General features: G+C 53.8%; 11 protein-coding genes. 6 read left to right on the top strand and 5 right to left on the bottom strand.

Going from position 1 to position 14,285, the window contains the following annotated elements; translation table 11 throughout:
- Window positions 1-13 precede the first annotated feature (13 nt).
- Window positions 14-682: an exodeoxyribonuclease X gene (gene exoX / locus ACQE3Z_RS03970; protein ID WP_426972272.1), complete on the top strand. Its 669-nt coding sequence runs from the start codon at window positions 14-16 to the stop codon at window positions 680-682.
- On the opposite strand, the gene ACQE3Z_RS03965 is transcribed toward exoX, so the two are convergent.
- From ACQE3Z_RS03965 to ACQE3Z_RS03955, 3 genes are all read right to left on the bottom strand, one after another.
- Window positions 679-2,742: a prolyl oligopeptidase family serine peptidase gene (locus ACQE3Z_RS03965; RefSeq protein ID WP_426972270.1), complete on the bottom strand. Its 2,064-nt coding sequence runs from the start codon at window positions 2,740-2,742 to the stop codon at window positions 679-681. The genes exoX and ACQE3Z_RS03965 overlap by 4 nt on opposite strands.
- A gap of 136 nt (window positions 2,743-2,878) precedes the next feature.
- Window positions 2,879-3,550 carry a tellurite resistance TerB family protein gene (locus ACQE3Z_RS03960; RefSeq protein ID WP_426972269.1) on the bottom strand — a complete coding sequence of 224 codons (672 nt, stop codon included), beginning with the start codon at window positions 3,548-3,550 and terminating at the stop codon, window positions 2,879-2,881.
- Window positions 3,551-3,876: 326 nt separating this feature from the next.
- Window positions 3,877-4,218, bottom strand: a complete 342-nt coding sequence (locus tag ACQE3Z_RS03955) for a YebG family protein (protein WP_426972268.1) — start codon at window positions 4,216-4,218, stop codon at window positions 3,877-3,879.
- 140 nt (window positions 4,219-4,358) lie between these two features.
- Between ACQE3Z_RS03955 and purT the strand changes: the two genes are divergently transcribed.
- A complete protein-coding gene (gene purT / locus ACQE3Z_RS03950) occupies window positions 4,359-5,537 on the top strand; it encodes a formate-dependent phosphoribosylglycinamide formyltransferase (protein ID WP_426972266.1) in 1,179 nt (392 codons plus the stop codon).
- A gap of 36 nt (window positions 5,538-5,573) precedes the next feature.
- On the opposite strand, the gene ACQE3Z_RS03945 is transcribed toward purT, so the two are convergent.
- Both ACQE3Z_RS03945 and zwf read right to left on the bottom strand, forming a co-directional pair.
- A complete protein-coding gene (locus ACQE3Z_RS03945) occupies window positions 5,574-6,212 on the bottom strand; it encodes a bifunctional 4-hydroxy-2-oxoglutarate aldolase/2-dehydro-3-deoxy-phosphogluconate aldolase (protein ID WP_426972264.1) in 639 nt (212 codons plus the stop codon).
- A 209-nt stretch (window positions 6,213-6,421) separates the two neighbouring features.
- The gene (zwf, locus tag ACQE3Z_RS03940) at window positions 6,422-7,897 is read right to left on the bottom strand and encodes a glucose-6-phosphate dehydrogenase (protein WP_085071467.1); all 1,476 of its coding nucleotides are present in this window, start codon (window positions 7,895-7,897) and stop codon (window positions 6,422-6,424) included.
- 358 nt (window positions 7,898-8,255) lie between these two features.
- On the opposite strand from zwf, the gene ACQE3Z_RS03935 reads away from it, so the two are divergent.
- The 4 genes from ACQE3Z_RS03935 to ACQE3Z_RS03920 all read left to right on the top strand — a co-directional run bounded on the left by ACQE3Z_RS03935 (window position 8,256) and on the right by ACQE3Z_RS03920 (window position 14,284).
- Window positions 8,256-9,128: a MurR/RpiR family transcriptional regulator gene (locus ACQE3Z_RS03935; protein WP_426972262.1), complete on the top strand. Its 873-nt coding sequence runs from the start codon at window positions 8,256-8,258 to the stop codon at window positions 9,126-9,128.
- Between the two features lie 318 nt (window positions 9,129-9,446).
- Window positions 9,447-10,889: a pyruvate kinase gene (gene pyk, locus ACQE3Z_RS03930; protein WP_085071466.1), complete on the top strand. Its 1,443-nt coding sequence runs from the start codon at window positions 9,447-9,449 to the stop codon at window positions 10,887-10,889.
- A gap of 535 nt (window positions 10,890-11,424) precedes the next feature.
- Window positions 11,425-12,981: a pyridoxal phosphate-dependent decarboxylase family protein gene (locus ACQE3Z_RS03925; RefSeq protein ID WP_426972260.1), complete on the top strand. Its 1,557-nt coding sequence runs from the start codon at window positions 11,425-11,427 to the stop codon at window positions 12,979-12,981.
- A 10-nt stretch (window positions 12,982-12,991) separates the two neighbouring features.
- Window positions 12,992-14,284, top strand: a complete 1,293-nt coding sequence (locus ACQE3Z_RS03920) for a lysine N(6)-hydroxylase/L-ornithine N(5)-oxygenase family protein (RefSeq protein WP_426972259.1) — start codon at window positions 12,992-12,994, stop codon at window positions 14,282-14,284.
- Window position 14,285 lies beyond the last annotated feature (1 nt).

Below are 14,285 nucleotides of genomic sequence, written 5' to 3'. Positions count from 1 at the left end.
GCTAAGAGGCTTTATGCTCCGCGTGATTGATACTGAAACCTGTGGTTTACAGGGCGGTATCGTTGAAATTGCTTCCGTCGATGTGATTGACGGCCAGATCGTTAATCCCATGAGCGATCTGGTGCGTCCGGACCGGCCTATTAGCCGTCAGGCGATGGCCGTACATCGCATCAGTGAAGCCATGGTAGCGGATAAGCCGCCAATTGAAGCCTTAATCAGCCGCTATCGGGGTAGCGCCTATTATGTGGCGCACAATGCCAGCTTTGATCGGCGCATGCTGCCGGAAATGCATGGCGAATGGATCTGTACCATGAAGCTGGCTCGCCAGCTGTGGCCCGGTTTAACCTATGGCAATCAGGCGTTGCGTCAGCATCTGCGGCTGGATGTTACGCCGCCAGCAGACCTGCACGCACACCGGGCGCTCTATGACTGTTATGTCACCGCCGCGCTGCTGATACGCATTATGGAAACCTCCGGCTGGGATGCGGCGCATATGGCTACGCGCATGCAGCAAACCGCAGCGGAAGTGGACGTGATGCCGTTCGGTAAATATCGCGGGCGTCCTGTTGCTGACGTAGCTAAACGCGATCCGGGCTATCTGCGCTGGATGTTGGAGGCCATCCCGGATCTTAAACCTGCCCTGCGCAATGCATTGCAGAAGCAGGTTAATCAGGATGATTAATAGCCGCTGCTGCCGTGCAGCGTGCCCTGCGCCAGGCCAATAATGAAAGCAAATTCCAGCGAGACACCTTCATAAGATTTAAAACGTCCCGATTTCCCGCCGTGGCCGGAATCCATATCGGTACAGAGCAGCAGCAGATTTTTATCGGTCTTCTGCTCGCGCAGCTTAGCAACCCATTTGGCCGGCTCCCAGTACTGTACCTGAGAATCATGCAGGCCGGTGGTTACCAGCATATGCGGATAGTGCTGAGCGGTGACGTTATCGTATGGGCTGTATTGTTTCATGTAGTGATAATACTCTGGATCGTCAGGGTTGCCCCATTCGTCATACTCGCCGGTGGTAAGCGGAATCGACTCATCCAGCATGGTGGTGACCACATCCACAAACGGCACCTGCGCCACGACGCCATGAAAACGCTCAGGTTGTAGATTTATCACCGTTCCCATCAGCAGACCGCCCGCGCTGCCACCCATTGCATAGAGCCGCTGTGGATCGCCATAGCCCTGTTGAACCAGCGCATCGGTTACGTCGAGAAAGTCATGAAAGGTGTTCATCTTGTTGAGTAAACGCCCGTCGTCATACCACTGCTGCCCCAGTTCGCCGCCGCCGCGCACATGAACTAATGCATAGATAAAGCCGCGATCCAGCAGGCTAAGGCGGCTGGAGCTGAAATCGGCATCCATAATGGTGCCGTAAGAGCCATATCCATACACCAGCATCGGATTTTTCCCCGGCTGATAATGCTGGCGGTGATAGACCAGCGAAACCGGCACTTCCACGCCGTCCCGCGCTTTGATCCATAAGTGCTCACTCTTATAGTTAGCGGAGTCAAAGCCGTTAATCTGCGTCTGTTTTAATACGCGCCGTTCGCCGGTATCCATATCCAGTTCAAACAGCGTGCTCGGGGTAGTCATGGATGAATAGCCGTAGCGCAGCTTGCTGGTCTCCGGCGAAGCGTTATAGGCCAGCCAGGTCACATAGGCGGGATCGTCAAAGGCGATCCCAAAGGTTTCGCCGGTACGCCAGCAGATCTGACGCAGGCTGGACAGCCCACGCTGGCGCTCCTCAACCACCAGCCAGTCACGAAACAGCTGAAAATCCTGCATCACCACATGATCGCGCGGCGCGATAATGGTTTCCCATCGTGATTCATCCAGATAGCTGGTGCGATACAGGCCGAAGTTCTTGCCTTCACGATTCGAGCGCAGCCAGAAATGATGATCGTAATGATCGAGCGTGTATTCATGACCTTTGCGGCGCGGCACAAAAACACGGGGGCGCGCATCGGCATATTCAGCATCCAGCAGATGGATTTCGGTTGTAGTGGTGCTGTGCAGCGCAATAAGAACAAAATGTTCCGAAGTGGTTTTATGCACGCTGAGGTAAAAGGTGTCGTCACTCTCCTCATAGACCAGCTCATCATCCTGCTGCGGCGTGCCGACATTATGACGCCACACCTGATACGGCAGCAGCGTCTGCTTATCTTTGCGCACATAATAGAGCGTTTTTGAATCGTTAACCCAGGCAAAACTGGAAGAGACATTTTCCAGCACTTCGGGATACCAGTTGCCGGTTTCCAGATTACGGAAACGGATACCGAACTGACGGCGCGACAGGAAGTCTTCTGCCAGCGCCATAATGCGGTTATCAGGACTGATATCAAGCGAGCCCATGGTATAAAATTCGCTGTGAGCGGCGCGCCGGTTGGCATCCAGCAGCACTTCCCACTCCTCCGGCGTTTCGGTCTCCGCTGGCTGGCGATAATAGATAGCGTATTCGTTACCGGCCTCATAACGGCTTTGATAACGATAGCCGTTTTTCACGTAAGGAACCGAGTAATCCTGCGGCGAAATACGTCCGACCATCTCTTTCAGCAGGCGATCCTGCAACGCCTTTTGGGTCTGCATCACTTTATGACCATAGCTGTTTTCAGCGTGCAGATAATCCAGTACCTCTGGATCTTCACGCTGATCGTCGCGTAGCCAGTAGTAATTATCGACGCGCATATCATCATGCAGCGTCATTTCGTGAGGAACTCTTTTCGCTTTCGGTGGCATCATAACGGTTACTGTTTTCAGACAGACATACACTAAGGTTGGCAGTTAAGACCATGATTGCCAAGCGGCAGCGGTAAAAAGCAGGTCAGAGAGAAGTGGCAGCCCGTCGCCAGGCTGCGACAGGCCTTAACTGCGGCGATCAGGAAGGCAGTTTTTCTTTTTCGGCGCGAATATCTTTTTCAATATCTTCGCGCACGTCCACAGGGATCTTCAGCGCATCGCCCAGCTCTTTCAGGTAGCTGCGCTCCATAAAGTGATCGACATCAATAGCCGCACAGCTCAGGAAATAGAGTTCCAGCGCCTCTTCCTCGTTTTTTATTCCCTGCGCCAGCCAGTGCGGGTCCAGTGGACGGTTGATCGCTTGCTGAATCAGCGCCTCCGCCTGCTCGCCGTACCCTGCCTGATGGATATTTTGTTCAATGGCTTTACGTTCCTCGCCATCAATATGTCCGTCGCTTTTTGCAGCAAACACCAGCGCGGTGATTAATCGTTCTGCACGCTGATCCACTGGCGTCACCTGCTGACCAAACTCTGGCTCACCCTGATGGGCTTCACGCACTCGCTGCTTGTATTTGTTCCACAGCAGGACGCCTGCCGCCGCGCTGCCGCCGATCACCAGCGCGTTTTTGCCATATTTGCTTAACAGATTACGGGAAGATTTATTGGAAATGAGCATTCCGGCCAGGCCACCGAGCGCGCCAGGCGCCAGCATTTTACTTAACCCTTCGCTGCCGCCCTGCGCTTTTGCGCCCGCGTTGCCAATTGCCGTATTGCTTAACATTTTTTGCACCTGCTGCAGCCAGTTACTCATAATCTCTCCTTTTTTGATGTGTGCCTTAGTGTGAAGCACCGGACGTCAAGAAGCGTAAGCGAGAGCAAATAGCAGAAAACGCCGCGCCGGATATTTCCGCAGCAGCGTCAGGTGATTAGCAGCGGGCCTGCTTGCGCCAAAGATCGCCCGTGGTAGAGCGAAAACGCGCCATCGAAGCTGTGGGGCTACATCGCTACCTCACCCTGCCTGTCCTGTATAAAACAGCACGGGATGAGACGGGAGCGCTCACCCCACTCTGCTTAAGATCGTTATCAGGAAAGTGTGGCTGATATTCAACAGGCTGCAATGTTAATCAGGCCGGTCAATCAGGCGGCCTTCACCGCGCGTACTTTTTTTGCCGTTTCGTCCTGCGCCTTACCGGCATCCGTTTCCGCTGCGGTAGCTTTCGCGGCTTTTAGCGCTGGCTGCGCTTCCGGCAGCTTGCTGGTACGCAAAATGTGCTGAACGGCATCTTTTTGTTCTGCCAGGAACAGCCCCAGGTTTTCCAGTTGCGCTTCCTCCAGCGGCAGCTCACTTTGTATCAGCCAGTCAGTAAAAGCTTCTGCCATATCGAGCATTTTGTCGTATGCGTCTGCTTCTTTTTTACTGGCAAATGTCATTTTTTCTTCACCTTTTCTGACCACAACAAATTTGGTTTCAACAGCCATGACTCACCTCGGGTTATACTGTATTTTTATACAGTATAACAGGCCAAACAGTGAGATCAAGTTTTCCATGCAGCTGCCAACGCAAACGTTTTCGTATATACTGCGCGCGTTTTTAACTCTTCACTTTTCAGGTAAGTACTATGACGATTCTTGGAACTGCGCTGCGTCCGGGTGCGACGCGCGTGATGCTGTTGGGTTCAGGTGAACTGGGCAAGGAAGTGGCAATCGAATGTCAGCGCCTGGGCGTTGAGGTGATCGCTGTTGATCGTTATGCCGATGCGCCGGCCATGCATGTGGCCCACCGCAGCCATGTCATTAATATGCTGGATGGCGAAGCGCTGAAAGCGCTGATTAACCAAGAGCGCCCCGACTTTGTGGTACCGGAAATTGAAGCTATCGCCACCGATATGCTGATTGAGCTGGAGCAGCAGGGACAGCGCGTAGTGCCAGCCGCTCAGGCGGCGCGTCTGACCATGAATCGTGAAGGTATTCGCCGTCTGGCAGCTGAAACGCTGGGCCTGCCTACCTCCAGCTATCGCTTTGCCGACAGTAAAACCGCCTTTATCGCCGCAGCAGAAGAGATGGGTTTTCCCTGCATCATTAAACCGGTCATGAGCTCTTCCGGCAAAGGCCAACGTTTTATTCGCGATGCGTCACAGCTGGAAAAAGCGTGGGACTACGCGCAACAGGGCGGTCGCGCCGGAGCGGGAAAAGTCATTATTGAAGGCGTGGTAACATTTGATTTTGAAATTACCCTGCTTACCGTAAGCGCCGTGGATGGCATCCACTTCTGCGCGCCTGTCGGCCATCGTCAGGAAGATGGCGATTATCGTGAATCCTGGCAGCCGCAGCAGATGAGCCCGCTGGCATTAGCACGCGCTCAGCAGATCGCTGAAAAAGTGGTTAAGGCGCTGGGTGGCTTTGGGCTATTTGGCGTTGAGCTCTTTGTCTGCGGCGATGAGGTGATCTTTAGCGAAGTTTCGCCGCGCCCGCATGATACCGGCATGGTAACGCTGATTTCACAGGATCTCTCCGAGTTTGCCCTGCATGTACGTGCCTTTTTAGGCCTGCCGATTGGGGCGATTCGTCAGTACGGCCCCGCCGCGTCAGCGGTTATTTTACCGGAGCTGCAGAGCAACAATGTCAGCTATAGCAACGTGGAAAAAGCATTAGGTGCCGGTCAACAGCTGCGGCTGTTTGCTAAACCGGACATCGACGGCAAACGGCGGATGGGCGTAGCGCTGGCCACTGCGGAAAGCGTTGAGGAAGCGGTTAGTCGTGCGGTTGCGGCAGCGGCGACGGTCAGGGTAAGCGGTTGAGGAAACGGCTCTCCCGCAGTGGGAGAGCCATTGTGTTTAGCGAGCGCCAGCTACTGCTTCACGCGCCAGCTCGGTAATACGCTGATAGTCACCCGCTTCCAGCGCATCGTTCGGCACCAGCCAGGAGCCGCCGATACAGAGTACGCTTTTCAGCGCCAGGTAATTACGATAGTTGGCTGGCGAGATACCGCCGGTTGGGCAGAAACGCACCTGTGGGAAAGGCCCGCCGATCGCCTGTAAGGCTTTTACGCCGCCGTTGGCTTCTGCCGGGAAAAATTTAAATTCGCGCAGCCCATACTGCATCCCGGTCATCAATTCAGAAACAGTGCTGATACCTGGAATTAACGGAACGGTGCCTTCTGTGGCTGCCTGCAGCAGCGGTTCGGTAATGCCCGGGCTGATAACAAACTGGACGCCTGCCGCTGTGACTTCCGCCAGCTGCTGGGGATTAATCACCGTTCCGGCGCCCACGATAGCGTCCGGCACTTCCTGAATAATGGCTTTAATGGCATCCATCGCCACTGGCGTGCGCAACGTGACTTCCAGTACGCGAACGCCACCCGCCACCAGCGCTTTCGCCATCGGCACCGCATGTTCCAGTTTGTTCACTACGATAACCGGCACCACCGGTCCCGTGGTCAGGATCGCTTCGGCACTCGTTTTCCAGTTTTTCATCGCACTTTCTCCTGTGAGGCCAGCGAACTCTCCGACCACTGGCAATAATGGCGCGTATCCGCGCAGCAAAGGAAACGGCAACTACCATACCTGATTTTTACCGCTGACGTCCACGCGCTTAATCAATTTTTGAAACTGCGGTTCATTTTTACCTGACAATTCTTAAGGCAAAAAAAAGCCCGCATTACGCGGGCTTAGCAGGAAGCGGCTTATTCGAATTCGTTCCACGAACGACCATCGCGCGTAATCATTGCGACAGAAGCAACCGGCCCCCAGGTGCCAGCCTGATAAGGCTTAGGCGCATCGTTATCCGCTGCCCAGGCATCAATAATGGAATCGACCCATTTCCACGCGGCCTCTACCTCATCACGGCGCACAAACAGCGCCTGAATGCCACGCATGGTTTCCAGCAGCAAACGTTCATAGGCATCCGCCAGATGGGACTGGTTAAAGGTTTCTGAATAGCTCAGATCCAGTTTGGTGGTTTGCAGGTTATGTTTATGATCGAGACCTGGAACCTTATTCAGGATTTCGATATCCACCCCTTCATCCGGCTGCAGGCGAATTGTCAGTTTGTTCTGCGGCAGCTCTTGCCAGGAATCCTTGAACAGGTTCATTTCCGGATTTTTGAAATAGACCACCACTTCCGAACATTTGGTTGGCAGACGTTTACCGGTGCGCAGATAGAACGGCACGCCAGCCCAGCGCCAGTTGTCGATATCAACGCGAATCGATACGAAGGTTTCCGTATTGCTGGTTTTATTAGCGCCCTCTTCTTCCAGATAGCCCGGCACTTTTTTGCCCTGCACAAACCCGGCGGTGTACTGACCACGTACCGTTTTGTCGCGCACGTTGCTGTGATCAATACGGCGCAGCGAGCGCAGCACTTTGACTTTTTCGTCACGGATGCTGTCAGCGCTGAGATCGGATGGTGGCGACATGGCAATCATGGTGAGGATCTGCAGCAGATGGTTTTGGATCATATCGCGCATCTGACCCGCTTTATCAAAATAGCCCCAGCGGCCTTCAATCCCCACCTCTTCCGCTACAGTGATCTGTACATGATCAATGGTGCGGTTATCCCAGTTATTGGCAAACAGGGAGTTGGCGAAGCGCAGCGCCAGCAGGTTAAGCACCGTTTCTTTACCCAGATAGTGGTCGATACGGAATACCTGGCACTCTTCAAAATACTCACCAACCTGATCGTTGATTTCCTGCGAGGTTTCCAGCGAGGTGCCGAGCGGTTTTTCCATGACAACGCGTGCGGGTTTGGCATTTAGCTTCGCCATCCCCAGCCCTTTACAGATAGCGCCGAAGGTGCTGGGCGGCATGGCAAAGTAGTTAATGGTTACGCGGTTCTGTTGATCCAACATTTTGCCCAGGCGCGGGAAATGCGAGGTATCGTTAACATCCAGATTACAGAAATCGAGGCGGCTGCTGAGGCGATCCCACAGCGCTTCGTCGATTTTTTCTTTCATGAACGTTTCCAGCGCTTCGCGTACAACTTTGGTGTATTCCGCTTTATCCCATTCCGCGCGTCCAACGCCGATAATACGGCTCTGCTCATGAATCTGACCTGCCTTTTCCAGCTGGTACAGGGAAGGCAGCAGTTTACGGCGCGCCAGGTCGCCTTTAGCACCGAAAATAACCAGATCGCATGCCTGGGCTGTTTGTGTTACCGCCATTTTTATCTCCTCGTTGCAGGATGAGTCGGGCCCGGATAATCCTCAGTGACCCAGCTCTTATTGTAATTTTATTCCAGCACAATGTACTGTGTTTGCGCGATGCGGGTAAACCAGCACCCGCTTCTTTTGCCATAAACGCTTATTTTAACAACGCCTGACGGCTTTTACGCGGCGTGTTTCCCTGTAAATACTATGGCTTTTGTGCAATGAAATCAGACACAGCTCATATTCTGGCAAAAAACATCAGGTCAGGTTTTACCTGCGCTGCCATGCTGCGGCTATAGCGCGGTATATTCGCAATAAACAGCCATCGGATGCACCTGTATATGAAATTGACAAAAGTGATGAGCGGTACCGCATGAACAATATGTTGGAGAGAATACAGTCGCAGCTTCCCTTTCTCAGTAAATCCGAACGCAAAGTTGCGGCAGTGGTGCTCGCCGCGCCTGAAATGGCTATCCACTCCAGTATCGCGCTGCTGGCCGCCGCCGCCGAAGTCAGCGATCCTACGGTAAACCGTTTTTGCCATCGCCTGCAAACCAAAGGCTTTCCCGATTTTAAACTGCAGCTGGCGCAAAGCCTGGCGACCGGCACGCCGTGGGTCAGCCGTAACATTGATGAGCATGATGCGGTAGAAATCTACAGCGACAAGATTTTTCAGTCAGCGCTGGCGGGTCTGGAGCAGGTGCGTCAACGCCTGGATATGCGGGCGATCCAGCGCGCCGTCGAGGTGCTGACCACGGCGAAAAAGATCGGCTTTTTCGGGCTGGGCGCGTCAGCCGTGGTAGCGCACGACGCCATGAATAAGTTTTTCCGCTTTAACGTACCGGTGTTCTATTCAGACGATGTGGTTATGCAGCGTATGAGCTGTATTAACAGTGGCGTGGGCGATGTGGTGGTGCTGATTTCCCACACCGGGCGCACGAAATCGCTGCCGGAGCTGGCTCAGCTGGCGCGCGAAAACGGCGCGGTGGTACTGGCCATTACCGCTTCCGGTTCCCCGCTGGCGCAGGAGGCCTCGCTGCTGCTGGCGCTGGATGTGGCAGAAGATACCGATATTTATATGCCGATGGTGTCGCGTATGGCCCAGCTCATGCTGATTGACGTGCTGGCGACCGGCTTTACGCTACATCATGGTGCCAGCTTCCGCGATAATCTCAAACGCGTGAAAGAAGCGTTAAAGCCGTCACGGCTGGATAAAGAGATCGACCCTTTCCCCATTCAACGTTAAGCAGGCGCTGTTACGCTGACCGATGCGTTTTTTTACCGCCGTCGGCGTCTGCTTTCCATGTCCTTGTCTGCTGCCACGAAGCGATAAATCTTGTCTGTTATCAACGAACTTTTCCTTCACTGCGCGTGAAGAGTGACTTTAGCATCCGGTGTCAGTATTGTATTTGACGAGAAAGTAAAAGCTCTTTAGCACAGCGCCTGCAATGCACTCGGGCGTAACAGGAAGGAATATGAATTCGCCGTTATATCAATAATCATAAAAAGAACACGCATACTTACTCTACGCATCACTCAGGTTTTTACACCTTAAGGAAAACCCATGACTCGACGTCTCAGAAGAACCAAGATCGTTACTACTTTAGGCCCCGCTACTGACCGCGATAATAATCTGGAGAAGATCATTGCCGCCGGCGCTAACGTAGTCCGCTTGAACTTCTCCCACGGCACACCAGAGGATCATCAGCTGCGCGCAGATAAAGTGCGTGAAATTGCTGCCAAACTGGGACGCCACGTCGCCATTCTCGGCGATCTGCAGGGGCCGAAAATTCGCGTTTCGACTTTTAAAGAAGGGAAAATTTTTCTCAGCGTAGGCGACCGGTTTCTGCTTGACGCCAGTTTGGGAAAAGGTGAAGGCGACAAGGAAAAAGTCGGCATTGATTATAAAGGCTTGCCGGAAGATGTGGTGCCGGGTGATGTGCTGCTGCTGGATGATGGCCGCGTACAGCTGAAAGTGCTGGAAGTGCGCGAGAACAAAGTCTTTACCGAAGTTACCGTCGGCGGCCCGCTCTCCAATAATAAAGGGATTAACAAACTGGGCGGCGGTCTCTCTGCTGAGGCACTTACTGAAAAAGATAAAGCGGACATTCTTACCGCCGCGAAGATCGGCGTTGATTATCTGGCGGTCTCTTTCCCGCGCTGCGGTGAAGATCTTAATATTGCACGTCGTCTGGCGCAGGACGCGGGCAGCGATGCAAAAATTGTCGCCAAGGTTGAACGCGCCGAAGCCGTTTCCAGCCAGGAAGCGATGGACGATATCATTCTTGCCTCCGACGTGGTGATGGTGGCCCGTGGCGACCTGGGCGTGGAAATTGGCGATCCGGAACTGGTCGGTATTCAGAAAGCGCTTATCCGGCGCGCCCGTCAGCTGAATCGGGCGGTGATTACCGCCACGCAAATGATGGAGTCAATGATCACCAATCCAATGCCGACGCGTGCCGAAGTAATGGATGTCGCCAATGCGGTGCTGGACGGGACGGATGCGGTAATGCTCTCGGCTGAAACCGCGGCGGGTCAGTATCCGGCTGAAACCGTGAGCGCGATGGCGAAAGTCTGCCTGGGCGCGGAAAAAGTTCCCAGCATCAACGTGTCGAAACATCGTCTGGAAGTGCAGTTCGATAACGTGGAGGAAGCGATCGCTATGTCGGCGATGTACGCTGCCAACCATCTGCAGGGCGTAACGGCGATTATCACCATGACGGAATCGGGCCGCACCGCCCTGATGACCTCGCGCATCACCTCCGGCCTGCCTATTTTCGCTATGTCGCGTCATGAACGCACGCTCAACCTGACGGCGCTCTATCGCGGCGTCACGCCTGTCTACTTTGACAGTAATAATGATGGCGTGGCGGCAGCGCATGATGCGATTAATCTGCTGCGCGACAAAGGGTTCCTGGTTTCTGGCGACCTGGTTATCGTGACCCAGGGCGACGTAATGGCCACCACCGGCACCACCAATACCAGCCGTATCCTGCGCGTCGAGTAATTCCGTAAGCTGCCGCAGAAGCGGCAGCTTTTCCCTCAGCTCCCTGTTCTTACCGACCACGACAGCACCTGCTACGCAGCGCCCCGCTCACCATCTCCCTGATTTGTATGCTCCTGTTTTCCTGCTCACCGCGCCGTGGATATCCGTGAGTTTCGCCCGGTTATCTGAATATCCTCGCACGTACCCAGCACGTTAAACCCGAATAAACGTGATCTACATCACACTTTAAACATTAATGCTACTTATAGCTTCACTGTCATCAAAATTATATTGAATGATAATGATTGCTATTTATAATCACATTTTCATTCTCATGCGCAGCATTATGTTAACAAAATAGCGCGATAACCGCATAAAAAGGAGGTTTATCTGCTTCAGATGGTAGCTCCTCTGTTTTTATTTTATTGCGGGTAAATTATCCCCACCCGCAAAACATTAAAAAATTTTAACTGATGTCGTAAAACATCAGGCGTACAGGGCCGTCAGTTTTTTTACTGGCGGTACGGGTTCCTACGTCCAGAAAAAGGGTCAGGAAATGGCTTTAGTTTCCGCAATAACACAACAGACCGCCGCAGACAATTGCGACTATTCAGGCATTAGCGGTAGCGAATTTTTCTTTAACGAGGCTCAGCTGGAGCAATATGCGCAGCAGACTTTAAGCGCGCTGACTTTAATTCGGCATCAGATCCAGCAGACTGAGAAGCCGTTCAGCGGCATCCTGCCGCACGAGCTGGCACCAGCCTTACGTAATATCGATTTGGAGCAGCCGCTGGGCGATTCACAGGCGGCGCTTGCCGAACTGGCGGAAGTCTATCTACGTGATGCGGTTTGGTTTCATCATCCTAAATATGTAGCACACCTGAACTGCCCAATCGTTCTGCCTTCTCTGTTGGCCGAACAGGTTATGAGCGCGGTTAACAGCTCGGTAGATACCTGGGATCAAAGCGCTGGCGGTACGCTGATTGAGCAGAAGGTTATTGACTGGACGCTGCAGCGCATCGGTCTGCCAGCCGGTTCGGACGGTATTTTCACCAGCGGCGGTACGCAGTCTAACCTGATGGCCATGCTACTGGCGCGCGACAGCTGGTGCGTGCGTCAACGCCCGGAACATCTGATCAAACAGCGCGGTTTGCCGCCTGAGGCAGGTAAATGGCGTATTTTTACCTCGAAAATGAGCCATTTCAGTATTCAGAAATCAACTGCCATTCTGGGCCTTGGCTATGATGCGGTGATCGCCATTGACCACGATGAGCATTACCGTATGGATGCCGTCAAACTTGAACAGGCTATCCAGCAATGTCGGCAGGATAGGCTGATCCCGATTGCCGTGGTGGCCACAGCAGGCACCACCGATTTCGGCAGCATCGATCCGCTACAGGCGATTAGCGATATCTGCCGTCACTACCAGCTCTGGATGCATGTGGATGCCGCCTACGGCTGTGGCCTGCTGGTGTCGTCACAGCATCGCTCGCGCCTGGCTGGCATTGAGCACGCTGATTCGGTTACCGTGGATTATCATAAATCTTTCTTCCAGACGGTGAGCTGCGGCGCTTTCTTTGTCCGTGAAAGCCAACACCTCAGCCACGTTACGGTACATGCCGACTATCTCAATCCGCTGAGCGCGCAGCAGGAAGGTACGCCCAACCTGGTAAATAAAAGTATTCAGACCACGCGCCGCTTTGATGCGCTAAAGATGTGGATGACGCTGCGTATTATGGGCGCGCAGCAGTTGGGTGCTGCCTTTGACAGCATACTGGCCCTCGCACAGCAAACGCATTGCCTGCTGCAGGCGCATCCCGCCATCGAAGTGCTGCATGCGCCGGAGTTGACCACTCAAGTATTCCGCTATATTCCCCGTCCCGGCCTGAGCGATGAAACAACAGATGAGATCAACGCGCAGATCCGCAAAGCGCTGTTCCGCTCCGGCAACGCGGTGGTGGCCGGCACTAAAGTCAACGGACGCCAGTACCTGAAATTTACCCTGCTTAACCCCACTACCCGCGTCGCCGATATGGAAGACGTTATTGCGTTAATTAGCCATTACGGACGCGAACTGTCACGCAACACGCCGTTAAACGCTGCAAATCAGTAAGGACATAATGATGAACGACACCGTTTATGACTTTATCGGCATTGGCATCGGTCCGTTTAATCTGAGCCTCGCCTGTCTGACATCGCCGCTGGAGGAGATTAACGGTCTGTTTCTCGACCAGAATCCCGGCTTTGACTGGCACACCGGCATGATGCTGGAAAGCGCCCACCTGCAAACCCCGTTTATGGCCGATCTGGTGACGCTGGCCGATCCCACCAGCCCGTTTAGCCTGCTGAACTATATGAAGCAAAAGGGCAAGCTTTACAGCTTCTATATCCGGGAAAGCTTCTTTCTGATGCGTAAGGAGTACAACCAGTACTGTCAGTGGGCCTGCTCACAGCTGAATAACCTGCGCTGGAATACGCGCGTTGACTATGTCAGCTACGATGAGGGCCGCGAATGCTATCAGCTTCAGACCCTTGATACCCGCAGCGGCGAACGTCATAGCTGGCTCACGCGTAAACTGGTGTTGGGTACCGGCCCGGTCGCCTGGCTGCCGGAATGCAGCCGTCCGCTGCGCGATCGGATTGTGCACTCCAGCGACTATCTGGTGAATAAGCAGCAGCTGCAGGCGCAGCGCTCAATAACCGTGCTCGGCAGCGGTCAGAGCGCGGCAGAGATTTTTTACGATCTGTTAAGCGATATCGACAGCCACGACTATCAGCTCAACTGGATAACGCGCGCGCCGCGCTTCTATCCGCTGGAATATACCAAACTGACGCTGGAAATGACCTCGCCAGAATGGATCGACTATTTTCACGCCCTGCCCCCGGCTAAACGTGACCAGCTGAATGCCGGTCATAAAAACCTGTTCAAAGGTATCAACAGCAGCCTGATAAATGACATTTACGATCTGATGTATATCAAGCAGTTGGATGGCGACCTGAAGGTGCGGCTGTTTACCAATTCAGCGCTGACCGGACTGCGTCGCCTGCCGGATAACCAGCTGGAGCTGTCGCTGCATCAGCGCGAGCAGGATGAGCACTATACGCGCCGTACCGAGGGTCTGGTGATGGCAACCGGCTATCACTACCGGCCGCCGCAGTTTATTGAAGGCATCTCTCACCGGCTGCGCTGGGATGAGCAGGGCCGTTACGACGTACAGCGCAACTACAGCATCGATCGCCATAACGCGGTGTTTGTACAAAATGCCGAGTTGCATACCCATGGATTTGTCACGCCCGACCTCGGCATGGCCTGCTATCGCAACTCGGTGCTGATCCGTGAAATCGCCGGACGGGAGATCTACCCGGTTGAAAAACGGATCGCCTTCCAGACCTTTCCGGCAGAGACGGAGCGTTAAG

The sequence above is a fragment of the Pantoea sp. FN0307 genome (genome assembly GCF_050113815.1).
Lineage (GTDB): Bacteria > Pseudomonadota > Gammaproteobacteria > Enterobacterales > Enterobacteriaceae > Mixta > Mixta alhagi.
This window is presented reverse-complemented; position numbering and strand designations above follow the sequence as displayed.